This window comes from Cytobacillus sp. SAFR-174 (assembly GCF_051964675.1).
Lineage (GTDB): Bacteria > Bacillota > Bacilli > Bacillales > Cytobacillaceae > Cytobacillus.
Genome location: NZ_JBQCMZ010000016.1, coordinates 67,623 through 88,888, shown reverse-complemented (window position 1 = coordinate 88,888; position 21,266 = coordinate 67,623). Strand labels below are relative to the sequence as shown.

Here is a 21,266-nt window from a genome sequence, read left to right as displayed (position 1 = left end):
CCCCCTTTTTTTCTTTTGCCGGTATCGGCTATTTACATATTTATCATCCATGCAGTTCTGCCCTATATAGCTCAGCTATAAAGATGGCAGGCTGCAAAGTGACCCGGTTCAATTTCCTTCAGCTGCGGCCTATCTGTTTTGCAGATTTCCATGCATTCTTTACATCTCGTATGGAAGGCACATCCGGCTGGCGGATTCTGCGGACTTGGAATGTCCCCAGTTAATAGCTCCCTGTCTTTCTTTAAAGTCGGGTCAGGGATGGGAACTGCACCAAGCAATGCCTTTGTGTAAGGATGCAGCGGCTTATCGTAGAGCTGGTCAGAGGTTGTGATCTCTACTAATCTTCCAAGATACATAACACCAACTCTATCACTGATATGTTTAACTACCCCGAGATCATGGGCAATGAATATATACGTCAGCTGAAATTCTTTTTGAAGATCTTCCAGCAGGTTGAGCACCTGTGATTGAATGGATACATCAAGTGCTGAAACAGGCTCATCTGCAATGATCAGCTTAGGCTTGGTCATCAATGCTCTTGCGATGCCAATCCTCTGCCTTTGGCCTCCGCTGAATTGGTGCGGATAGCGTTTGGCATGGTAGCTGCTGAGGCCGACAACCTCAAGCATCTCTCTTACCCGCTGTTTACGTTCTTCTTTGTTCCCAATACCGTGGACAATGAGAGGCTCTTCCAAAATTTGCTCAACAGTATGGCGGGGATTTAATGACGCAAACGGATCCTGGAACACCATCTGCATTTCCTTTCTCATCTTGCGCATTTCCGATGAGTTTAGGGAAGTCAGGTCCTTGCCATCAAAAACTACTTTCCCCTCTGTTGGTTCAATCAGACGCATCAGCATTCTTCCTGTGGTTGATTTGCCGCAGCCAGATTCACCTACAAGGCCAAGCGTTTCTCCTTTGTTAACGAAGAAGCTGATATCATCAACCGCTTTCACGTCACCCTGTTTTCTTCCAAACAGACCCCCTGTTACGGGAAAGTATTTCTTTAACTGATTAACTTCCAACAGCACTTCGGTCATCAATGACACCCCCAGACTCATGCAGGAAACAGCGCACTGTATGCTGTTCAGCATTATTGGCGTTATAAAGCGGAGGACTTTCCGTCATGCATCGGTCATGGACAAATTCACAGCGCGCTGCAAAACGGCATCCAGTCTTGATGGAGCCCGGTTTTGGGACATTTCCCGGAATGGAATATAATCGCTCCTTTTTCTCTCTTACATCAGGCACTGATTGCAGAAGCCCCTGGGTATAAGGATGCTTTGGATTTTTGAATATCTCTTCTACTGGAGCTTCCTCCACTATTTTCCCGGCATACATGACAATTACCCTCTCACATACTTCCGCTACTACGCCGAGATCATGCGTAATCATGACTATGGCTGTGTCGAGCTTTTCATTAAGATCCTTCATAAGGGCTAATATCTGGGCCTGGATGGTCACGTCTAAAGCAGTTGTCGGCTCATCTGCAATCAGAAGCCGAGGATGGCAGGACAAGGCCATGGCAATCATTACCCTCTGCCTCATTCCCCCTGACAGCTGGTGGGGATATTCCTTTACTATCTGCTCTGCCCTTGGCAGACCAACAAGCTTAAGCATTTCAACCGCCTGCTGGATTGCAGCCTTCTTATTTAATTTTTTATGTAATTTGATTCCTTCTGTCAGCTGATCTCCTATTGTAAATAACGGATTCAATGAAGTCATCGGCTCCTGAAAAATCATAGCCACTTCATTTCCCCTTAATTCACGCATTCTTTTTTCTGATGCTTTAACGAGATCTTCTCCATCTAAAAGAATTTCACCGCCAACAATTTTTCCCGGGGGCTGTGGAATCAGCTTCATAATGGATAGAGATGTAACACTCTTCCCGCAGCCTGATTCTCCTACTATCCCCAGAATTTCACCCTTGTTGACCGAAAAGCTGATATCATCCACAGCCGGAACTTCTCCATCTGAAGAGAAAAAGGATGTCCTTAGCTGTTTTACATCTAAAACTGGAGCTTGAGTCACACGGATACTCCTTTCCTGATCGTCCTTTTCTATGAAATGGGACATTTTTAACAATTTTGGACCTTAGGTCACTATCTTTTTTTCATTCTATAAAAAAAGATTGGTTAAGTCTACTCATTTTTCTAAATTATTTAAATATAGTAAACATTATATATTTTTAAATATGGATTTGTAAGTAATATCCTACTAATAATTATGAAAAAGATGGAGATTAATGACCGTTAATTGCCGGAAGCTGTTTTAACACTATAGTAATTTAACGCATTGCTATAAAAAAGCACACAAATAAAGCCGGCCCTGTAATAGAGCCGGCTTTTATACCTAATTTTCAAGCTGCTGAACTTGAAAAAGCTTATAATAATTCCCTTGTTTTTTCATTAATTCGTCATGGCTTCCCGCTTCAGAAATTTCACCATGCTCTATCAGAATAATTCTATCTGCATGTGTGATGGTGGAAAGTCGATGGGCCACGATAAAAGTCGTGCGGTCTTTAGCCAATTTTTCCAGTGCTTCCTGTATCAGATGTTCACTCTCCAGATCAAGGGCTGAAGTGGCTTCATCCAGCACAAGGATCGGCGGATTTTTCAAAAAGATTCTCGCAATGGCAATTCGCTGCTTCTGCCCTCCCGACAGTTTCACACCGCGCTCGCCAACCTTGGTATCATAGCCTTCAGGCAAATTCATAATAAATTCGTGGGCATTTGCAGCCTTGGCAGCATCGATTACTTCCTCTTCAGTGGCATCGGGTTTGCCGAGCAGAATGTTAGTTTTGACCGATTCACTGAACAGGATATTATCCTGAAGCACCATCCCGATTTTATCGCGAAGGCTCCTTACTTTAAACGAACGGATATCAGTGCCGTCAAGAAGAATTCGGCCTTCATTCACATCGTAAAAACGCGGAATCAGCCCTACCAGTGAGGATTTTCCTCCTCCGCTCATCCCTACAAGGGCAATCGTTTCCCCTGCTGATACATCGAGATTTATTTCCTTTAATACCGGAGGCTCAGTCTCATTGTAGGAAAAGCTCACTCCTTCAAATTGGATATGCCCTTTAACATCACGGCATTGAATGGCATCAGGTGAATCGTCAATATCGTATTTCTCATCTATTAACTCAAAGACCCGGTCCATGGATGCGATTGATTGGGTTAAGGTGGTTGAAGAATTAACAAGTCTTCTGAGCGGTCCGTACAATCTATCTATATAAGCGACAAATGCCATCATGACTCCGAGGGAAATATCTCCCTGGATAACCTGATATCCTGAATATCCAATGACTAAAAGCGGTGATATGTCTGTAATGGTGTTCACTACTGCAAATGCCTTTGCATTCCACTTTGTATGGTCGATCGCTTTTGTCAGGAAATTCTTATTTTGCGCATCAAATTGGGTTTGCTCATAATCCTCAATGGCAAAGCTTTTAACAACTGCCATTCCCTGAACACGTTCATGCAGGTAGCCCTGCACCTCTGCAAGAGCCTGTGAACGGGCCCTTGTCAGCTTTCTGAGGTTTCCAAAAAAGTACTTGACTGAGAAAGCATAAAATGGAAATAACAGCAGCGACACAATCGTCAGCGTAACGTCCATATTCAGCATAATGACAACTGCAATTAATATGGTTGCCACATCAAGCCATAAATTCATTAAACCGGTCACGACGAATGTTTTGGTTTGCTCAACATCATTTATGACCCTGGAGATCACTTCCCCTGTTCTGGTATTTGCATAGAATCGGAAGCTTAACTTTTGAATGTGGGTAAAAAGCTTATCCCTGATATCATACAGAATTTTGCTTGCCACCCACTGGGCAAAGTATTGCCGGTAATACTCAATTGGCGGACGGGCGATGACAAATAAAGCAATCATCACAGCCATAACCATTAACAGTGTGCTGTTCTTATCGCTCTGACTCAAAGCATCATTGCCAATAATATCATCTATTACATACTTAATCAGAAGCGGAATCAAAAGCGGTATGGCAAATTTAATGATGCCTATGATAATGGTTCCGATAATCTGAAGCCGATACGGCTTAACGAACTTCAAATATCTTTTTATACTGTCCAACCGGATCGCTCCCCCTCTCTGTCTCATTCCCTGTTATTTTCTTAAACTTACCCCTAAACCCGGCAATCATGCAGATTCATGGCGAAAAGCGCAAGCGCCTTGCCCCCCTCGGCAAGCTTGTGACCCCGAGGGGCAGACTGCTTGCGCTGGACAAAAATAAAAACCTGCTGACTCAAGGTCCAACAGGCGTTTTTTTCGGCATTCAGCCCTTTTTTAGCGTCTGTAAGTAAGATAACGTTCATACCATATATCAATAAAGTCGGGTGCAAAAGGACCTTTTCTCTGACGGATCCAATGGATGAGGTTGTCCACATTTGATTTAAGGATGCTGTCAATCACATCGGGATAATTCATTTCCTGACGGTGCCGTTCATACTCGTCTTCGTCAAGCAAATTGAATGTCATGTCCGGATATACTTTAATATCGAGATCATAGTCAATATACTTTAACGCTTCTCCATCAAAAATAAATGGTGAACTAATATTACAGTAATAATAAACACCATCTTCCCGAATCATTCCAATCACATTAAACCAGTGCTGAGAATGAAAATAACAAATGGCTGGCTCTCTCGTCACCCATGTTCTTCCGTCAGATTCTGTTACGATTGTCCGGTCATTTCCGCCAATCACAAGATTTTGAGTCCCTTTTAATACGGTTGTTTCCTCCCAGACGCGGTGGATATGCCCATTATGTTTATAGCTGTGTATTTGCATTGGTTCGCCTTCGATGGGTACCGCCATTCTTTTTCCCCTACTTTCCTTCCGGAAGCTTTGCAACCTGATAATACTTTTTTGGCGCCTTTAATAGGCTTCCTCCCCTTCATGCTTAGCATATACTGCACAGCATGACTCAATAATATCAAAAGAAAAAGGCAACAAAGTACGATTCCTGTTTTCTACTATTATAACGGTAAAAGGAAATTTTTAAAACAAAGAGCCATTGAAATGTATCAACGGCTGTAAAAAAAGGATATAATAGCTTATTTTATAGGTATTGAAGACAACGAAAGATTATAGAGAGTTTATCTTTAAACGGTTACATTTACTTTCTGATAGGAGCGGATGACCTCTTCGGTCTGTTCCTCAAATATACGATGAATTTGTTTGAGCTCTTCTTTCATTCTGGCAATTTCATACTGAACACTTTCAAGCTCTGTTTCCTGCTGAATGGCTTTTAATTCCTCTTCAATCTCCTGGCAGCGCTCCAGCTCACTCTGCAGATAAAGAAGTTTTTCCATCGTTTTCATCTGTTCTGAAACTAAACTGTTAAAGTTCTCCATGTTTGTTCCACCGTCCCCATTATTTTTCCTATTTCTATAATTTCGCTGTACCTTTTTTTAACCCTTTGACTAGTTATGTTGACTTTATGGAAGTTTTGTCGAAGGAGCAGAGCAGCACAAAAAAAGAAGCCGCCCTTTCCATTTAAAAGGCGGCTTCTTTCTTTAGATGTAATTAGCGGCTTTGTTTGCCTGCATTTTGACCTTTGCGAGCTTCAGCTTGCTGGTTTTGCTGTCTTACTTCAGCAGCATTTGTTTCGCTGGCAAATTCAGTACCGTATTGGCCTTGGCCAGCAGATTGTGCGTTTTGTTGTCTCACTTCTTGAACGTTAGTTCCAGCTTGAGATTGGTTTGGTTGTTTAGCCATTATAATCACCTCCACGCTCATTAATTTAACCGGGAGTGGAGGAAACTATCCAACTTTTTTGCAAACCAAAAATATCCATATTTAATTAAACAAGCAGAGAAATGCCGCCATCTACAATAATCGTCTGACCGCGGATCATGCTGGATTCCTCACCTAACAAAAACATAACCGTATTCACCATATCGTCAATTTCAACCATTCGTCCTGCAGGTGTTTTTGTTTTTGCTTCTTCGAGAAGCTCTGCACGGTTAGGGAAATGTTTTAAAGCCTCTGTATCCACTGCACCGCCTGAAACAGCGTTTACAGTGATATTTTTAGGAGCCAGTTCAACAGCCAGGTAACGTGTCAATGCTTCCAATGCTGCCTTGGAAACCCCTACAGTCGTATAGTTTTCCAGGTAGCGAATCGATCCCAGTGAGCTGATGCTTACAATTTTTCCGCCGCCACTTTTCTCCATTAGCTTTGCAGCTTCCTGACCGCAGAAAAGCAGGGCTTTGCTGTTAATATTCATCGTCCAGTCCCAATGAGATTCTTCCAGTTCCATAACGGGACGCAGAACCCCGGAAGCTGCATTGTTGACAAACACATCGAGTCTTCCGAATTCACGGTCAATCTCAGCGAACAGTCCTTTAATTTTCTCTACATCCCCAACGTTTGCTTTTACAACCAGGGCTTTTCTGCCGAGCGCCTCAATTTCAGCTGCTGTTTCATTTGCAGCTGATTTGCTGCGTGCGTAATTGATGACAATGTCATAGCCTTCTTTGGCAAGCCTGATGGCTGTCGCCTTTCCAATTCCTCTGCTGCTTCCTGTTACCAGTGCTACTTTTTGTGTCATGATTCAATTTCCTTTCTGTTATGTATTTCTGTTGTTTAAGGATTTTTATCAAGGGAATTTATAAACAAAACACCTTACCGATTTCATTTTAGCTTTTTCCATGTATATATGGCAATTCGAATTAAAACACTATCTGTAATCCAATTGAGGAAAGGAAGATGGCATATGTTTGTGGGTCGTGATATGACTGAGCTATCCATGATGTCGAAATCGGACTGGAAGGACAGTGAGCTTGCTTTTTACCATCATTCATTTCAGCAGATCATGCCTTATTTAAATTCTGAGGGCCAGACGATTCATAGGGAGATTGTTGAAGAAATAGAAAACCGCGGCGGCCTGAAAAGGCAGGAAGCCGATTATACTCATGGGACCAGGGTTAGCTATGAGTGAAGGAAAAAGGGGATTATTCCCCTTTTTTTCTATGTTCAGCTTTCCAAATATTGCTTCCAGATTTTCTGATGGGAAACCGGAAAAGGAAATTCCTTCATTTCTTCAAGGGTGACTAATTTCAAATCACTTTTTTCCTCTTTAAGTTCTAATAATTTTCCTTTATAAACATTTATGTTCCATGTTAAATGGGAAAAAATGTGTTCGATCTGACCCGTCATTTCCTGTATATCCACATCGGCGCCATATTGTGTGCTGAACGCATCCTTCATCTGCTCTTTGTCGCTTACATAAGCAATATTGATCTCTGCCATAGGAAATTCCCAGAGATTAGCAAGCAGGCCTTTGCCGGGTCTTTTGTGAATTAGCACTCTGTCCTGATCATCTATAAGGACAGCTGCAGCCAATTGCACATTTTTCTGCTTTTTGGTTTTCGTTTTTACGGGCAGCTCCTGCTGAGTCCCTTCATAAAAAGCAGTACAATGTTCTCTCACCGGGCATAATAAGCAGGAAGGCGACGTTGGTGTACATATTAATGCGCCAAGCTCCATAAGCGCCTGGTTGAAATGGGACGGGTTTTCATGTGAAATTAATGTTCGAACGGAAGACTCAAAGATTTTCCTGGAAGAAGGCTTGGCGATATCTTCCCAGATGGAGAGGATTCGCGACAGGACACGCATTACATTGCCATCCACAGCCGGTTCGGGTATGCCATACGCAATACTGAGAATGGCCCCTGCTGTATAGGGTCCCACTCCTTTTAGGGAGGAGATCTCTTTTGGCGTATCCGGAACTTTCCCGCCATATTTTTCATGTACCTCCCGGACGGCAGCCTGAAGATTTCTAGCCCGTGAATAATACCCTAGACCCTCCCAGGCTTTTAATACCTTTTCTTCATCTGCTTCAGAAAGATCCTTGATGGTCGGAAACTGTTCAATAAAACGGTGAAAATAGGGGATTACGGTGTCCACCCGCGTCTGCTGAAGCATAATTTCAGAAACCCAGACTTTGTACGGATCCTGATCCTTTCTCCAGGGCAAATCCCTTTGCTCGGCTTCGAACCAGCTGAGCAAATCATCTTGAAAACCTTTTATATCGGTTGATTCGATTGTATTTTGACTAACTTCTTTCAATTTTTTAATCCTCCTGATGTTAAACAATCGGAAAATATGGGAATATATTAGTACAGTTGCTGCTTATTCATAATTGAACATCAACTTCTGCGACACCTTTAAAGGTACCCATAATCAGCTGTTAATACAAGAATTTTGCTGTTACACTTTTAGTAAATTAGGCACTCCACATAAGATTTATTACCAGGGAAGGAGGTATTTTCCTCTTGGATACCGGCACACATGTAGTGATGGGGCTGGCGCTTGGCGGCATAGCCACTCTTGATCCCGTTGTTGCTGAGAGTTCTGCTACAGCAACAAGTGTCATGATTGGAGCCATCATCGGTTCGCAAATACCTGATATCGACACTGTCTTAAAACTAAGAAATAATGCCGTTTACATTCGCAATCACAGGGGAATTACTCACTCCATTCCGGCCGTCCTGCTTTGGCCGCTTGCCATACTTGCTGTGATTTATCCGTTTTTTCCGTCAGCGGATCTGCTGCACTTATGGCTATGGACTTTTTTGGCTGTATTCCTGCATGTTTTTGTAGACATATTCAATGCATATGGAACACAGGCACTCCGGCCCTTTTCATCCAAATGGGTAGCACTGGGGATTATTAACACATTTGACCCATTCATTTTCGGGATTCATGTCGCCGGATTATTCATTTGGGCATTTGGGGCTCATCCAGGTTATACATTTCTAATCATTTATGGCATTATTTTCGTTTATTATCTTCTGCGGTTTGCGGCCCAGAGAAGTGTTTTAAATGCCGTAAAGGTTATGATACCGGATGCAACTGAAATCATCATTGCCCCAACGATGAGATTTAATCAGTGGCGTGTGGCGGTTATGAGCAGGCAGCAATTTTTTGTCGGGCGTGCTGTTAAAAACCACGTGAGGATTCTCGATCAATTTAATCGCGTTCCCGTTCCCGAGACACCTGTTATAGAAGCTGCGAAGAAAGATAAAAATCTATCTGCATTCCTTTCCTTCTCACCGGTTTACCGCTGGGAAGTGGATGAATATGATGATTATTATGAAGTTCGCTTTATTGACCTCCGCTACCGGAGCAATGGACATTATCCATTTGTAGCCGTGGTCCAGCTCGATCGGGAGTTTAACATTCAATCATCCTATACAGGCTGGATTTTCAGCGAGGAAAAGCTTCGAAAAAAACTGGATATTCTTCCGGGATAAGAAAAGCGCAAGCGCCTTGCCCACCCCCGACAAGCACAAGACGAGCCTCCCGGAAAGGCGTTCTTTGCCTTTTTGGGAGGATTGGCTTGTGACCTCGAGGGGGTAGGCGCTGGAGCTAGACAGTTATCGACGTTCATACTTTCTTATCCTTTAATAAAAAACAGGCTGCTACGATTGGGCAGCCTGTTTTTAATTTAGGGTATTCTTATCCTGCTCAAGCAAATGCTTGTATTTAGGATTATTGGCAACAAATTCATGGAGCCTGCTTCCATAGTTTTCTATCCATTGCCTTACAATTCTTTCTGTCATTTCGGCACCCTTATATTCTCTGCCAGCCTTGGCATATGTTGCCTCGAAATCCTCCCATAGAAGCTCAATCCATGTCTGGGCCTGACTTGCAGAAAGCAGGTTATTCTTTTCCAATAAAAGCTCATAAAGCTTTTGCTGGTACTCATTCATAAAAATCACCTCTTTTCCAATTATTAATTCCTTTAATCCTTCATAGCCTTCCGTAAAATACAAATAATAGTATTACGTGATCAGCTATTTGCCGGTCACGCTCTTATTCCGGTTTAGGAGGCTTGTTATGCGCAATAAAGCGAGAAATTTCCCAAATCAGAACAATATAAAATTGGAGGGGGAGCCGCGGGCAAAAGCAGAGTATGCTTCACGCCGGGCTGATGGCACCATTAACACACACCCTCAGGAACGAATGAAAGCTTCAACAGACCGCGAAAGTGACACACCTGAATTTTAAAATACAGGGAGGCTTGGTTATGGGAAACAGCAAAAACTTTTTTGGTGATAATCCGTATTCCAGTCCATTTACTTCACCGCACTTTAGGCCAAAACGTGCACATTCACAAGTAAATGGCGAGACCCAGCAAACTCAAGACCTCATTATTTTAAAGCGGCAGATTCGCAAAAATTCTTAAGGTGAAACATCAATCAGGGGGGCTTTCCCCCTCTGATTGTTTCTTATTGCCCGTCAGGTCATCCTTTTTTCTCTAACTTTTTCAGCATGGAAATGGGCAGAGCTTCTTCGCCTTTGCTTCCGTTCAGCCGGAATCCCCAGGCAAATACACCATTCATATAGTCAATTTTAAAGTAAACTCCCGGATCCCCGTCGATTTCATAAATTTCACCGGGTAAAAAATCATCTGGAGTGAGCAGGTAGGATTTCGCCATTATGACTTTGCGTTCAAGCACGGCAAACTCATTTACCATACCCATCTGTTCCGCTTTTTTTGCTTTTTCATTTAAACTGGCAATTTCCTGCTGAAGCTCATACGTAGTCATTGTACTGTATCTTTTTTCCTGCATATTAATATCCTCTTACTTTCTTCAGATAGTTACATTTACTGTTAAGGCTTCCATAGCTAAGTATATGAGAAAATGCCCGTTTAGAAAAGGCTCCTGCTTTTTGTTTTTGATGCATTTCGCATGTGCTGGACTTTTTTGCTAAGATGGTGATTATAAGACGTTCTAAAGGAGGATTCAGATGAAGTCAGTCATCATTACCGGCGCAGGGTCGGGCTTGGGAAAAGAGCTTGCTTTATTGTTTGCGGGACAGGGATTTCATATTATTTTAACAGGCAGGACATTGGACAAGCTGCAGAGCGTGGAACAGGAAATTCATGAAGCCGGAGGAAATGCTCAATCCTATACTTTAGATATCACACAAACCAAAGACATCAGCAAATTGATGACGCAAATCCAAAATCTTGAACTCCATGGCCTGATTAACAATGCCGGGGTTGGGCATTTCGGGCCAGTTAACAGCCTTACAGAGCAAAACATCCAGGACATGTTCGACACTAACACGCTGGGCACTATTTATATGACAAAGGCCGTTCTCCCCCTTTTAAAGGAAAAAAACGAAGGTTTGCTGATGAATATCATTTCGACTGCGGGATTAAAAGGGAAAGTAAATGAATCCGTGTATGTGGCTAGCAAATTCGCTGTAAGAGGGTTTACGGAGAGCCTTCAGAAGGAACTGGAGAATACAAATATTAAAGTTAAAGCGGTTTATATGGGCGGCATGGACACCCCTTTCTGGGATGAAAGCGATCATATCAAGGACAAATCGAGACTTCGTTCTCCTAAAGAAGTGGCAGAAATGATTCTGGATCATATGAAGGAAGACTCAATTGTCATCGAGTCAAAAAAATAACACATGGGCTTCCATGTGTTATTCTTCTTCACTTAAAAATTGCTCTATTAAATCAAAAGCAAAACCTTTTCTGAACAAGGCTTGCTTCATTTTCTGCGTATATTCGAACTCAGGAAGGTTCGCATATTTCTTCTTCGCTTTTTCCGCCTGGAACCTCAGGGCAGCCAGTTCTTCATCCTCTTCTTTATCAATCTCTGTTTCAGATACGGCTTCTTGAATGATGTCGAAATTAAAGCCTTTGCGCATTAACATCTGTTCCAGCTTTTGTTTAAGGATTTTTGATGAATCACGGGCATATTTCTTGGAATACTTCTCACACAGCCTTATGGCCGCAGCTACTTCAGCATCCCTTGGATATTCCTCCAATGCCACTTCGATCAATTGAGGGGAAATCCCTTTCTCCTTCAGTTCTGTGCGGATCAGACTCTTTCCTTTATCGGATGTGTTCATTTGTGTACGCACAAAAGCAGCTGCAAATTCTTCATCGTTTAAAAAATGGTAATCATACAATTTGTGGATAACTTCCTGAATAACCGGTTCTTCCACTTCTTTTTCAGCTAAATGTTTGCGGACTTCGGTTTCTGAGCGCATTCTTCTGGATAAATAATGAATAGCCCTGTTATAGGCTTTCCGGATATCATCCTGATAGCCAATTTCATTTAAGGAGAATTCATCAAGCTCCATTCCCTTTTTTAGCTGATGCTTAATTAAAACATCTTCATCCACACTAAATGCATATTCTTCACCTTTCCCATAATCCATATATATATTGTAGCGGTCTGTGTTTTTTTTCTGAACTGTGATTTTCGTAATAGTCGGCATTTTCTCCACCTCTTATCTTAAATGTAACACATCCAAAAAAGGATTTTGAAAGAAAACGTCGTAAAATGTACCAAAGTATATGACACTTGAAAGGGGAATTTCCCATGAGAATTGCCATCGCCGGCGGAACTGGTTTTGTTGGAAGCGCCTTGGTTAAAAAATTACTGGATAAAAAACATGAACTGTTTATTCTTACAAGGAGTACAGCTGATAAACACTCTTCTAAAAATTTAAATTATGTACAATGGCTGAACGATGATGACTCACCTGAGGATGCCCTGGAAAGCATTGACGTGTTTATTAACCTGGCTGGTGAGTCCATTAACAGCGGGAGATGGACAGATGAACGTAAAAAGCGTATATTAAACAGCCGCATTACTGCCACAAGGGAAGTTCTCCGCATTGTTAGCCGCCTTGAAGAAAAGCCGTATACATTAATCAATGCCAGTGCGGTCGGTTACTATGGCACATCCCGGAATGAAACCTTTACAGAAGCCAACAGCAAAAGCGGCACTGATTTTTTAGCTGAAACAGTAAGATGCTGGGAAGAAGAGGCCTCCAAAGCAGAAGAATTTGAAGTCCGGACCGTTTTCTGCAGATTTGGAATCATTCTCGAAAAGAGCGATGGAGCTCTTCCGCGAATGGCCCTTCCCTACAAGCTATTTGCCGGAGGGTCTGTTGGAACAGGGGATCAATGGGTTTCCTGGATTCATTTAGATGATGTTGTAAACGGAATCCTTTATTGCATTGAACACGAGCAGCTGCAGGGGCCCGTTAACTTTACATCACCAAATCCCCTGACAATGAAAGAATTTGGAAAAATACTCGGTGAAGTCCTTAATCGCCCCCACTGGCTGCCCGCTCCCGGTTTTGCTTTAAAAATAGCTCTCGGGGAGATGAGTACATTGGTACTGGAAGGGCAAAAGGTGCTTCCTGAAAAACTGCAGGCATTAGGCTATGACTTTTTATATCCGGATTTACGTTCAGCTCTAAGGAATATTTATCAATGAAATTTGTATCATTTATGTCAAATAAGGGAAAAATAAGGTAAGTGTGTACCCTTATTCTGAAAGGATGATGCAAAGTGGATAAAAAGAAAAAAGACAAATCCAAAAGCACGTTATCAAGCATGCAGGAAGTAACTTATTCAAGAGAATTCAAACGGGCTGACAAGGCCGGCGGATTTGCAGGCAGACAGTCCAAACATTAATTTCCACTCATACCGCCCTGATCGATGGTACATGATAAAGGTACGGAAACACCTGAGTTTCCGTACCTTTATTGCTGAAAGGGGTTATTTGCAATGGGCCGTGCACATGGACATAAAACTCGTGATAAAAACAAAGCATCACTTCCACAAGTACCGAAAAACATGAAATCTGACGGCATTGACGTAGAATTTAACCGCGAACTCGCCGATCAAGATGATCTCGAGGCAATGGCACGTTCCAAGGCTGCCGATCAGCGGGCAAAAAGCCGAAAGAAGCGCTAGCTCAAAGGTAAATAAAGAAGCAGGAACCATCGGGTTCCTGCTTCTTCTTTTGTGCTTAATGGGTGTGTGCTTCTCTTTTGCCTATGCCGTGACCGCCTTTCATCATTGTCTTTATATATGGATAAGCGAATCTGTCAATTCCCCAGTAGTAAGCACCTGCGCCTGTAAATAGAAGGATGATTGCTGCTGTATACAGTATTGGGTTAGTGCTTGTTGTTCCTGCTAATAAGAAGTTTAGATTCATGAAAGCTGCTGCAATCAAAGCCGGTATGGTCGCAGCTCCAAGTATAAGGCCAACCCCGACAAGAACTTCGCCCCATGCCACTAGAGTGCTGAATAAGTCCGCGTTTGGCAGTGCTATATTTTCCAGGAATCCCGCATACCAGCCCTGCACTGCCGGATGATCGCCAGCTGCTTTGGCAATGGCCCCCTGCATAAATCCGCCTGCATCAAATCCGTCTGCTACCTTATGCCATCCTGCTTCAAGCCACTGAATACCCAGCCAAACCCTTAATACGGTCCAAACAGCTGCTGCCTGAGGAGTTTTCCACCATTTCATCATCATAATCATCTCCATATTATTATTGTGAATAATTTCACATAATATCTTAAAATTTTTTCCCTCTTGGGGATTTAAAAAGCCGGCCAGCTCTTAGGAGGAAGGAATGCTTTAGTGAAGTTGTTTTTTGAATTTTTTTGTGAAGCATTTCACTAACTTTCCTCACTTATAATATACTCCATCCCTCCCCTTTTCGCAATACACTTCACCAATTCTTCACAATTATTGGGCCATCATAAAACAGGCTGTTTTCATCCTCCCAAAGCGGGAATAGTAAAAGGGGACTGTGTAAATTTATTGCTGTAATAAAGGAGGACCTTTGACATATGCTTGAAAACTTACTGAAAGATCTCATTTCCATTGACAGCTCTTCAAAGGAGGGAGCAAACCAGGCCATTGAATATTGCCATCAATGGCTGTCAGGACATGACCTCCCTTCCAGAGTCATCGAAAATAATGGCTATAAAATGGCTGTCTGTGAAATTGGAAGCGGGGATCAGACCATTATTTTTAACGGACATGTGGATGTTGTTTCAGGAAAGGATGAACAGTTCATTCCTGTAGAAGTCCGCGATAAGATCTATGGGCGTGGAGCTGCGGATATGAAGGCCGGGGTTGCCGCCATGATGTGCGCGGTAAAAGAGCTCAAAAATATGCCCATAGGCGTAAAAATACAGCTTCAAATTGTTTCAGATGAAGAAATCGGCGGCTTTAACTGTTCCGGATATTTAGCAGAACAGGGATATCGCGGCGACTTTGTCATTTGCTCTGAACCCACTCAGCTTGGAATTGCGCTCGAAGCAAAAGGGGTTATCAGGCTGGACATCGAGATAGAAGGAGATCCTGCACACGGCAGCCGTCCATGGGAAGGAGTCAATGCTATCGAAAAGGCTTTTGAAGTACATCAAAAACTATTAGAATTGCCTTTTGCAAAGGAATCATCGGAATTTTACCCATACCCTTCGATTAATCTTGCAAAAATAACCGGAGGGGATGTTTATAATAAGGTGCCTGAAAAATGTGTTATGTCGTATGATATCCGCTATTTGCCCCAGCAGAACCATGAAGAAATCATTAAACAAATTGAAAATATCACAGATGGGGAAATTATCATGAATATGTTCTCAAAGCCGCTTGTGACAGCCAGAGATAATCCTTTCATCCTGATGCTTGAACCTATTGTGGAAAAACACACAGAAGATAAAGCGGTTTTCTTTGGACAGCATGGTTCTGCGGATACTGTGTTCTTTGCCAATTACGGGATTCCAGCTATCGAATTTGGCCCAACCGGCATGAACTGGCACGGTGATAAGGAATACGTTCTGCCGCATTCCATCCATTTATATGTAAAAATGCTTATCGACTTTGCTATGAAATTTTCAAATTAGAAGGCTTTTTTAATGCGGATAGTCTCCCGATATGGTAAAAATCAGAATATATGATTAAAGGGGGATTCCAAAAAAATGAGCTCTATTAGTTTATTAAAAAAATCAGCAGGCATTGTACTGGAGAAAAAGAACCTGACAAATGTCACTGCCAGAGTCGGTCTGGTGCTGGACATTTCCGGCTCCATGCGCAAGTTATATAAAAACGGGACCGTCCAGAGGGTTGTGGAGAGAATCTTAGCTGTTGCCAGCCAATTTGATGATGATGGCGCATTGGATGTCTGGGTCTATGATAATGAATTTTCCAGGCTGAAGCCGGTAACCGAACATGACTTTGAAGGATATGTGGATCAGTATATTTTAAATAATGATCTGATACACAAATTCGGAAGAAATGATGAACCTCCGGTAATGGAGGATGTCATTCAGAAATATACCTCTGAAGATCCGAGCAAAGATCCTGCCTTCATTGTTTTCATTAATGATGGCGGCTGCAAAAGAACCATCAAAAAACCTGTTGTTTCATCATCCGATAAACCCTTGTTCTGGCAGTTTGTCGGGATAGGCGATTCAAACTTTGAGGTATTGGAAAAGCTGGATGAAATGGATGGCCGCTATATTGATAACGCAAATTTTTTCCACATTAAAGATGTAGAGGCCATTTCTGATAGCGAACTATATGACCTCCTGCTGAACGAATTCCCGGACTGGCTAAAAGAAGCAAGAGAAAAAAATGTCATTTGAGCGATAGCGAAAAGGCGGATTTGATCGTAATCAAGTCCGCCTTTTGTGTTGGGATAGCCATTGACTTCAAGCATTTGCCCCTGCTGCCGCTTTACCATGCAGCCGGTAATAAAAGCCCTCCTGTTCAAGCAGTGATTCATGTGTTCCTTCCTCAATAATCCTGCCCTCTTCCAGAACAAAAATTTTATCCGCATTTTGAATGGTGTTCAAACGGTGGGCAATGACAAAGCTGGTCCTTCCTTTCATCAGCTCCTGAAGGGCATCCTGAATTTTCAGCTCTGTCACGGTATCAATGCTGCTTGTTGCTTCATCCAGAATTAAGATGTCCGGGTTGGCCAGAAATGCACGTGCAATGGAAAGAAGCTGCTTTTGCCCCTGGCTGATGCCATTTCCGTCCTGACTCAGCACTGTATCATACTGCTGAGGAAGTTTCATGATAAATGAATGGGCATTGGCAAGCTTAGCCGCCTCCACCACTTCTTCATCTGAAGCTTCCAGCCTGCCGTAGCGGATATTTTCGCGCACAGTGCCGCGGAATAGAAATGAATCCTGCAGGACAAATCCCATATGCTTTCTAAGGCTTTCTTTTTTCACATTTGCGATATCCTCACCGTCAATTAAAATACGGCCTGATTCCCGTTCATAAAAGCGGGAGAGCAAATTGATCATAGTAGTCTTTCCTGCACCTGTCGGACCAACGAAAGCAGCGGTCTGGCCTGCTTTGACATGGAGGCTTACGTTTCTTACCGTATTTCCGTCTTCTTCATACGAAAAAGATACATCTCGAAATTCGACCTCGCCTTTCACTTCGGCAAGCTCTTTCAGCTGCTCTTCATTCCGGAATTCTTCATCCTCATCCATGATGTCAAAAACCCGCTCTGCTCCTGCAAGCGCAGATAGAAGGGTGTTAAATTGGTTTGCCAGATCATTAAGCGGACGTGTAAATTGGCGGGAATACTCAGTGAACACGACAATCACACCAATTGAGATCATCCCATTCAGGGCAAAAATGCCCCCTGCCCCGGCGATAATGGCAAAGCTCAAGTTGTTCAGGACATTCATCAGCTTCGGGATAAACCCGGAATAAGTTTGAGCCCAAAACCCTGCCAGCTTAAGTTTTTCCCCTTTTTCCCGGAACTCGGCCATCACTTTCTGTTCCTGAGAAAAGGTCTTGATGATCCTCTGTCCGGATATGGTTTCTTCAATAAAACCGTTCAGCTCTCCAAGATTCTTCTGCTGCTCTTTGAACAGCCTTCCTGTCCGTGCTGTAATCCATTTCATTCCAAAGAACATCAGCGGCACAATGATCAGGGTAATGAGCGTCAGCAAAGGACTTAGCCAAAGCATAACGGAGACAGTGCCAATCAAGGTCAGCAGGCTGGAAAAGACCTGGATCACTGAACTGTTCAGAGTTGAGCTTACATTTTCAATATCGTTTGTGACCCTGCTCATCAGTTCCCCCTGCTGCCGCTTGTCAAAGAACGGAATAGGCAGCCTGTGCAAGTGGCCGAAAAGCTTCGTTCTCATTGTAAAAACCGTTTCCTGTGCAATGCCGATCATCCAATAGTTCTGAAACCAGAGGGCAAGCGAGTTCATCACATAAATGACTCCCAGCCAGATCAGTAAAGCGATAAATCCATCGCTGTTCTTTGTGACAATATAATCGTCAATAGCCATTCCTACTAAATAGGGGCCAAGCAGCCCCATCGCCGAGCTGATGACCACCATTAGTAAAACGAGATATAACAATCCCTTATTATAGGCTAAATAGGACCAGATTCTCCTTAGTGTGGCCCCCATGTTTTCAGACTTAGGCTTTTTCCCTTTTGAAAATTCACCATTCAGCTCAAGAGGAATTCTTTTATGCTGGAAAGGTTCTTTAATTTGCTTAAACATAGTTTCTGTTCTCCTCTCCAGACTGGGATTGAAAAATCCGTTTATACAATCCGGATGATTTAAGAAGAGTCTCGTGGTCTCCTTCAGCAAGAAGCACGCCATCCTCAAGCAACAGGATTCTGTCTGCTTCCACTGCTGTACTGATTTTCTGCGTAATTATCATGGTTGTACAGGTATATTGTTTCAATGAACTCAGAAGTTTTGCTTCTGTTTTCATATCCAGTGCACTTGTACTGTCATCAAGAAGAAGGATTTTAGGCTTTCGTACAAGCGCCCGGGCAATGGAAAGACGCTGTTTTTGCCCGCCGGATAAGTTAACACCCTTTTGCCCCACTCTTGTTTCATATCCCTGCGGAAGCTTCATAATGGTATCATGAATCTGCGCATTGACAGCTGCTTCAGTGATTTCCTCCATCGTTGCATCTTCTTTTCCCCATGATATGTTTTCTTTCACACTGCCTGTAAAGAGCAGGGCTTCCTGAGGAACAAAACCGATTTTCCTGCGGAGGTTCTCCATTTTCAATTCCCTGACATCCCGCCCATCAATTTCAACTCTCCCGCCGGTCACATCATAAAGGCGAGGGATCAGCTGGAATAAAGAGGTTTTCCCGGAGCCTGTTGCACCCAATATTGCCACAGTTTCCCCGGAATGAATGGTAAAGCTGATGCCATCGAGTACCCTCTCTGAAGTGCCGGGATAATTAAAAGATACATCTTTAAAGTGAATTTCCCCCCGGGTCACTGTTAAGTCCTTCCTATCATGAGATTCTGAGCGGTCAGTCAAATCCACTTCAGTGTCCAGTACCTCTGTTACACGGTTTGCAGATGCCCTGGCCCTTGAAAAAGCCATGATAATCCAGGAGAAAATGGAGAAGGCGGCCGTTATTCTGGTTGCATAGTTCACAATCGCAACTACCTCGCCTACCTTTACATCCCCTGCATTTACCTGTATGCTTCCAAACCAAAGGACTCCAAGGATACTAAGATTCATAATGAAAAGCAGAACAGGCATAGTCACTTCCATCAGACGCAATGCTTTAACGGTTCCATCTCTGAGATCCTCATTTGTGCGCGTAAAGCGTTTCACTTCATGATTTCTGCGGACAAAAGCTTTAATTAGCCGGATCCCCGTCAGGTTCTCCTGCATGACGCTATTCACAGAATCAAGCTTTTCCTGGACTGCCTTAAAAAGCGCACCGCCTTTTCCCATGACCCAAAACAGAAATAGAAAAAGGAATGGGGCCACAGCTGATAAGATAAGAGCAAGCTTCACATCTACCACAAATGCCATGATCAGACCGCCGATGATTAATAATGGCGCACGCATCATGATTCGAAGGCTCATAAAAACAGTATTCTGAAGCTGCGTAATATCATTCGTCATACGGGTAATTAATGAAGAGGTCGGAAATAAATTAAAGTTGGCAAAGGAGAAGGATTGAACCTTGTCATATAAGCTTTTCCTTACATCAAAACCAAAGCTCTGGCTGACATGTGCAGCATAAAAGGAATTAATGACTCCAGCCGCAAAAGCCACAAACGAAGCAGCCAGCATGATCCCTCCCCACTTCAGGATCTCCTGAAGATCATTCTGCAGGATGCCTTCATCTATGATTTTTGCCATTAATAATGGCTGAATAAGCTCAACAGCAAGCTCAGTCAGCATTAATGATAGAGCTATAGCCACCGCTATCCGGTAAGGCTTAAGAAATGCCAATACTTTCGCCATTTATAGTCCCCCAAGCTGTAATTGCAGTTAATATATGTATAATAATACTCTTAAAATCCTTCGAAAAACTAAATAATCCTATCCATATCATAATCCTTTTTACAAAATTTTTAAATAATTCTATAGAAAAAATTTAAAAACGCCTGGATCAGACCAGACGTCTATTCTTTCTTATATATTGGGGCAATCAGCTCAATCCTGTTTGTCCAGATGCCTCCTGAATAGCCAGCAGGGAGCCGTTTTAGGTCTTTTGGTCTGTCAAATCCTTCCGACCAGCTGCCATCCCCTGCAACCACTATAACTCTCGTGCCTGCCTCATCCATTCGGTTTAAGAACTTATTTGGCCAGCCCCACATCAGCTTTGTATACGATTCAGGAATATGAACCTGTGTGTTTTTGCAGGCATTTGGCACATAACCTGTCCATCCCGCACCTATATATGGCAGGAGGCAATCTTTCAATGTAGCCTTAGACATCACCCGCATTCCAGGCATTTCTTCCTTCAGAGCTGCAATTGGATTGTCTCCTCCATATACAGATATCTTCTCCAATCTCTCCGCTGGAAACAAGGAAAGGTATTCAGCAAGCTTTACTCCTTCCTGGGAGTCATTGCTTTTAATATGGATTAAGAGCTCTCCTTCCGTGAACTCTTTCAAGACTTCATCCAGGCTTGGCATCATTCCGATTCCCTTACCGCGAAACGGATGGGTTTTTCCGTGATCGGCTGTATAGCCGTATCCAATGTCCAGTTTTTTTAATTCCCCCATTGTATAATCTCTCGTATTTCCCTTTGCATTTGTCCTGCATTCCAGCATCCAATCATGGAACACCGCAAATTGTCCATCCTTTGTAAGCTGAATATCCAGTTCGACTACGTCTGCCCCGGCCTCAAAAGCTGCTTCCATGGAAGGAATCGTATTCTCAAGAAAGTTATGCTCAGGCTCGTAAATTCTTTCAGCCGTACACGTCTCCCCTGTGATCCCTTCCATATGAAAGGTCTGTGCCATTCCTCTATGAGCGAGAAGCAGCGGCTTATCGTTTCTTTCTTTTGTAAGCATGGAGCTGTTGTTTAAAAATAGAAATACGCCGAGAATTAATAAAGTTATCATTATCCTTTTAAAGATTTTCTTTCTCTTGTTCATTTGTCCTCCGGTTTTCGCTTGTTGATTTCTGTTA

General features: G+C 42.9%; 25 protein-coding genes. 10 read left to right on the top strand and 15 right to left on the bottom strand.

The genetic code is table 11. The features are described 5' to 3' along the window. Positions 1 to 71: 71 nt before the first annotated feature. From ACTHRG_RS16530 to fabL, 7 genes are all read right to left on the bottom strand, one after another. Positions 72 to 1,040, bottom strand: coding sequence for an ABC transporter ATP-binding protein (locus ACTHRG_RS16530; protein ID WP_076260350.1), 969 nt, complete (start codon positions 1,038 to 1,040; stop codon positions 72 to 74). Then, entirely contained in the window at positions 1,015 to 2,031 is a 1,017-nt protein-coding gene (locus ACTHRG_RS16525; RefSeq protein WP_076260348.1) for an ABC transporter ATP-binding protein, read from the bottom strand. The genes ACTHRG_RS16530 and ACTHRG_RS16525 overlap by 26 nt, the downstream gene beginning before the upstream one ends. A gap of 321 nt (positions 2,032 to 2,352) precedes the next feature. After that, entirely contained in the window at positions 2,353 to 4,101 is a 1,749-nt protein-coding gene (locus tag ACTHRG_RS16520; protein ID WP_076260345.1) for an ABC transporter ATP-binding protein, read from the bottom strand. A 213-nt stretch (positions 4,102 to 4,314) separates the two neighbouring features. Then, positions 4,315 to 4,845 (bottom strand): nucleoside tri-diphosphate phosphatase, encoded by a 531-nt coding sequence (gene ntdP, locus ACTHRG_RS16515; protein ID WP_009335840.1) that lies wholly within the window; start codon positions 4,843 to 4,845, stop codon positions 4,315 to 4,317. Positions 4,846 to 5,132: 287 nt separating this feature from the next. Then, on the bottom strand, positions 5,133 to 5,384 hold the full coding sequence (locus ACTHRG_RS16510; RefSeq protein WP_035333110.1) for a YgaB family protein: 252 nt from the start codon (positions 5,382 to 5,384) through the stop codon (positions 5,133 to 5,135). A 172-nt stretch (positions 5,385 to 5,556) separates the two neighbouring features. Continuing rightward, a complete protein-coding gene (locus tag ACTHRG_RS16505) occupies positions 5,557 to 5,748 on the bottom strand; it encodes a gamma-type small acid-soluble spore protein (RefSeq protein ID WP_048011778.1) in 192 nt (63 codons plus the stop codon). A gap of 85 nt (positions 5,749 to 5,833) precedes the next feature. After that, positions 5,834 to 6,583: an enoyl-[acyl-carrier-protein] reductase FabL gene (gene fabL / locus ACTHRG_RS16500; RefSeq protein WP_076260341.1), complete on the bottom strand. Its 750-nt coding sequence runs from the start codon at positions 6,581 to 6,583 to the stop codon at positions 5,834 to 5,836. Positions 6,584 to 6,748: 165 nt separating this feature from the next. Between fabL and ACTHRG_RS16495 the strand changes: the two genes are divergently transcribed. Further along, positions 6,749 to 6,973: a hypothetical protein gene (locus ACTHRG_RS16495; protein WP_076260338.1), complete on the top strand. Its 225-nt coding sequence runs from the start codon at positions 6,749 to 6,751 to the stop codon at positions 6,971 to 6,973. Positions 6,974 to 7,008: 35 nt separating this feature from the next. Here ACTHRG_RS16495 and mutY read toward each other — a convergent pair whose 3' ends face one another. Next, positions 7,009 to 8,103, bottom strand: coding sequence for an A/G-specific adenine glycosylase (mutY, locus tag ACTHRG_RS16490; RefSeq protein ID WP_076260336.1), 1,095 nt, complete (start codon positions 8,101 to 8,103; stop codon positions 7,009 to 7,011). A gap of 206 nt (positions 8,104 to 8,309) precedes the next feature. On the opposite strand from mutY, the gene ACTHRG_RS16485 reads away from it, so the two are divergent. After that, on the top strand, positions 8,310 to 9,290 hold the full coding sequence (locus ACTHRG_RS16485) for a metal-dependent hydrolase (RefSeq protein ID WP_076260333.1): 981 nt from the start codon (positions 8,310 to 8,312) through the stop codon (positions 9,288 to 9,290). A 189-nt stretch (positions 9,291 to 9,479) separates the two neighbouring features. On the opposite strand, the gene ACTHRG_RS16480 is transcribed toward ACTHRG_RS16485, so the two are convergent. Next, positions 9,480 to 9,749 (bottom strand): YfhJ family protein, encoded by a 270-nt coding sequence (locus tag ACTHRG_RS16480; RefSeq protein WP_048011773.1) that lies wholly within the window; start codon positions 9,747 to 9,749, stop codon positions 9,480 to 9,482. A 127-nt stretch (positions 9,750 to 9,876) separates the two neighbouring features. Between ACTHRG_RS16480 and ACTHRG_RS16475 the strand changes: the two genes are divergently transcribed. Together ACTHRG_RS16475 and ACTHRG_RS16470 are read left to right on the top strand one after the other, a co-directional pair. Further along, positions 9,877 to 10,047 (top strand): small, acid-soluble spore protein K, encoded by a 171-nt coding sequence (locus ACTHRG_RS16475; RefSeq protein ID WP_048011772.1) that lies wholly within the window; start codon positions 9,877 to 9,879, stop codon positions 10,045 to 10,047. Positions 10,048 to 10,066: 19 nt separating this feature from the next. Beyond that, positions 10,067 to 10,225: a YpzG family protein gene (locus tag ACTHRG_RS16470; protein WP_009335831.1), complete on the top strand. Its 159-nt coding sequence runs from the start codon at positions 10,067 to 10,069 to the stop codon at positions 10,223 to 10,225. A 58-nt stretch (positions 10,226 to 10,283) separates the two neighbouring features. Here the strand turns inward: ACTHRG_RS16470 and ACTHRG_RS16465 are convergent, their stop codons facing one another. Continuing rightward, complete coding sequence (locus tag ACTHRG_RS16465) at positions 10,284 to 10,613, bottom strand: YfhH family protein (protein ID WP_440231653.1); 330 nt, start codon at positions 10,611 to 10,613, stop codon at positions 10,284 to 10,286. A gap of 178 nt (positions 10,614 to 10,791) precedes the next feature. Here ACTHRG_RS16465 and ACTHRG_RS16460 point away from each other — a divergent pair, with 178 nt between their 5' ends. Continuing rightward, complete coding sequence (locus ACTHRG_RS16460) at positions 10,792 to 11,463, top strand: SDR family NAD(P)-dependent oxidoreductase (RefSeq protein WP_440231652.1); 672 nt, start codon at positions 10,792 to 10,794, stop codon at positions 11,461 to 11,463. A gap of 18 nt (positions 11,464 to 11,481) precedes the next feature. On the opposite strand, the gene recX is transcribed toward ACTHRG_RS16460, so the two are convergent. After that, entirely contained in the window at positions 11,482 to 12,285 is an 804-nt protein-coding gene (recX, locus tag ACTHRG_RS16455) for a recombination regulator RecX (protein WP_440231650.1), read from the bottom strand. A 104-nt stretch (positions 12,286 to 12,389) separates the two neighbouring features. Between recX and ACTHRG_RS16450 the strand changes: the two genes are divergently transcribed. The 3 genes from ACTHRG_RS16450 (at position 12,390) to ACTHRG_RS16440 (ending at position 13,777) form a co-directional block, all read left to right on the top strand. Continuing rightward, on the top strand, positions 12,390 to 13,295 hold the full coding sequence (locus ACTHRG_RS16450) for a TIGR01777 family oxidoreductase (protein ID WP_440231649.1): 906 nt from the start codon (positions 12,390 to 12,392) through the stop codon (positions 13,293 to 13,295). Between the two features lie 74 nt (positions 13,296 to 13,369). Continuing rightward, positions 13,370 to 13,495: a YfhE family protein gene (locus ACTHRG_RS16445; RefSeq protein ID WP_081757217.1), complete on the top strand. Its 126-nt coding sequence runs from the start codon at positions 13,370 to 13,372 to the stop codon at positions 13,493 to 13,495. Between the two features lie 93 nt (positions 13,496 to 13,588). Next, complete coding sequence (locus ACTHRG_RS16440; RefSeq protein WP_061793375.1) at positions 13,589 to 13,777, top strand: YfhD family protein; 189 nt, start codon at positions 13,589 to 13,591, stop codon at positions 13,775 to 13,777. Positions 13,778 to 13,832: 55 nt separating this feature from the next. Here the strand turns inward: ACTHRG_RS16440 and ACTHRG_RS16435 are convergent, their stop codons facing one another. After that, positions 13,833 to 14,336, bottom strand: a complete 504-nt coding sequence (locus ACTHRG_RS16435) for a DoxX family protein (protein WP_440231656.1) — start codon at positions 14,334 to 14,336, stop codon at positions 13,833 to 13,835. A gap of 326 nt (positions 14,337 to 14,662) precedes the next feature. Here ACTHRG_RS16435 and ACTHRG_RS16430 point away from each other — a divergent pair, with 326 nt between their 5' ends. Together ACTHRG_RS16430 and ACTHRG_RS16425 are read left to right on the top strand one after the other, a co-directional pair. Continuing rightward, the gene (locus ACTHRG_RS16430; protein ID WP_076260315.1) at positions 14,663 to 15,724 is read left to right on the top strand and encodes a M20 family metallopeptidase; all 1,062 of its coding nucleotides are present in this window, start codon (positions 14,663 to 14,665) and stop codon (positions 15,722 to 15,724) included. 75 nt (positions 15,725 to 15,799) lie between these two features. Beyond that, the gene (locus ACTHRG_RS16425; RefSeq protein WP_076260313.1) at positions 15,800 to 16,465 is read left to right on the top strand and encodes a vWA domain-containing protein; all 666 of its coding nucleotides are present in this window, start codon (positions 15,800 to 15,802) and stop codon (positions 16,463 to 16,465) included. 66 nt (positions 16,466 to 16,531) lie between these two features. Here ACTHRG_RS16425 and ACTHRG_RS16420 read toward each other — a convergent pair whose 3' ends face one another. From ACTHRG_RS16420 to ACTHRG_RS16410, 3 genes are all read right to left on the bottom strand, one after another. Beyond that, positions 16,532 to 18,361 carry an ABC transporter ATP-binding protein gene (locus tag ACTHRG_RS16420; RefSeq protein ID WP_440231648.1) on the bottom strand — a complete coding sequence of 610 codons (1,830 nt, stop codon included), beginning with the start codon at positions 18,359 to 18,361 and terminating at the stop codon, positions 16,532 to 16,534. Further along, positions 18,354 to 20,090, bottom strand: a complete 1,737-nt coding sequence (locus ACTHRG_RS16415) for an ABC transporter ATP-binding protein (protein WP_440231647.1) — start codon at positions 20,088 to 20,090, stop codon at positions 18,354 to 18,356. Before ACTHRG_RS16415 ends, ACTHRG_RS16420 begins: the two co-directional genes overlap by 8 nt. A 161-nt stretch (positions 20,091 to 20,251) precedes the next feature. Then, positions 20,252 to 21,232 carry a glycerophosphodiester phosphodiesterase family protein gene (locus ACTHRG_RS16410; RefSeq protein ID WP_440231645.1) on the bottom strand — a complete coding sequence of 327 codons (981 nt, stop codon included), beginning with the start codon at positions 21,230 to 21,232 and terminating at the stop codon, positions 20,252 to 20,254. Positions 21,233 to 21,266 lie beyond the last annotated feature (34 nt).

What these genes read in the sequence shown, in the direction of transcription:
- ntdP (WP_009335840.1), bottom strand. Translation starts at nt 4,845, where the DNA reads ATGGCGGTACCCATCGAAGGCGAACCAATGCAAATACACAGCTATAAA.
- ACTHRG_RS16450 (WP_440231649.1), top strand. Translation starts at nt 12,390, where the DNA reads ATGAGAATTGCCATCGCCGGCGGAACTGGTTTTGTTGGAAGCGCCTTG.
- fabL (WP_076260341.1), bottom strand. Translation starts at nt 6,583, where the DNA reads ATGACACAAAAAGTAGCACTGGTAACAGGAAGCAGCAGAGGAATTGGA.
- ACTHRG_RS16440 (WP_061793375.1), top strand. Translation starts at nt 13,589, where the DNA reads ATGGGCCGTGCACATGGACATAAAACTCGTGATAAAAACAAAGCATCA.
- ACTHRG_RS16430 (WP_076260315.1), top strand. Translation starts at nt 14,663, where the DNA reads ATGCTTGAAAACTTACTGAAAGATCTCATTTCCATTGACAGCTCTTCA.
- ACTHRG_RS16495 (WP_076260338.1), top strand. Translation starts at nt 6,749, where the DNA reads ATGTTTGTGGGTCGTGATATGACTGAGCTATCCATGATGTCGAAATCG.
- ACTHRG_RS16420 (WP_440231648.1), bottom strand. Translation starts at nt 18,361, where the DNA reads ATGTTTAAGCAAATTAAAGAACCTTTCCAGCATAAAAGAATTCCTCTT.
- ACTHRG_RS16530 (WP_076260350.1), bottom strand. Translation starts at nt 1,040, where the DNA reads ATGACCGAAGTGCTGTTGGAAGTTAATCAGTTAAAGAAATACTTTCCC.
- ACTHRG_RS16410 (WP_440231645.1), bottom strand. Translation starts at nt 21,232, where the DNA reads ATGAACAAGAGAAAGAAAATCTTTAAAAGGATAATGATAACTTTATTA.
- ACTHRG_RS16510 (WP_035333110.1), bottom strand. Translation starts at nt 5,384, where the DNA reads ATGGAGAACTTTAACAGTTTAGTTTCAGAACAGATGAAAACGATGGAA.
- ACTHRG_RS16465 (WP_440231653.1), bottom strand. Translation starts at nt 10,613, where the DNA reads ATGCAGGAAAAAAGATACAGTACAATGACTACGTATGAGCTTCAGCAG.
- ACTHRG_RS16425 (WP_076260313.1), top strand. Translation starts at nt 15,800, where the DNA reads ATGAGCTCTATTAGTTTATTAAAAAAATCAGCAGGCATTGTACTGGAG.
- ACTHRG_RS16415 (WP_440231647.1), bottom strand. Translation starts at nt 20,090, where the DNA reads ATGGCGAAAGTATTGGCATTTCTTAAGCCTTACCGGATAGCGGTGGCT.
- ACTHRG_RS16435 (WP_440231656.1), bottom strand. Translation starts at nt 14,336, where the DNA reads ATGAAATGGTGGAAAACTCCTCAGGCAGCAGCTGTTTGGACCGTATTA.
- ACTHRG_RS16460 (WP_440231652.1), top strand. Translation starts at nt 10,792, where the DNA reads ATGAAGTCAGTCATCATTACCGGCGCAGGGTCGGGCTTGGGAAAAGAG.
- ACTHRG_RS16505 (WP_048011778.1), bottom strand. Translation starts at nt 5,748, where the DNA reads ATGGCTAAACAACCAAACCAATCTCAAGCTGGAACTAACGTTCAAGAA.
- ACTHRG_RS16470 (WP_009335831.1), top strand. Translation starts at nt 10,067, where the DNA reads ATGGGAAACAGCAAAAACTTTTTTGGTGATAATCCGTATTCCAGTCCA.
- ACTHRG_RS16480 (WP_048011773.1), bottom strand. Translation starts at nt 9,749, where the DNA reads ATGAATGAGTACCAGCAAAAGCTTTATGAGCTTTTATTGGAAAAGAAT.
- recX (WP_440231650.1), bottom strand. Translation starts at nt 12,285, where the DNA reads ATGCCGACTATTACGAAAATCACAGTTCAGAAAAAAAACACAGACCGC.
- ACTHRG_RS16475 (WP_048011772.1), top strand. Translation starts at nt 9,877, where the DNA reads ATGCGCAATAAAGCGAGAAATTTCCCAAATCAGAACAATATAAAATTG.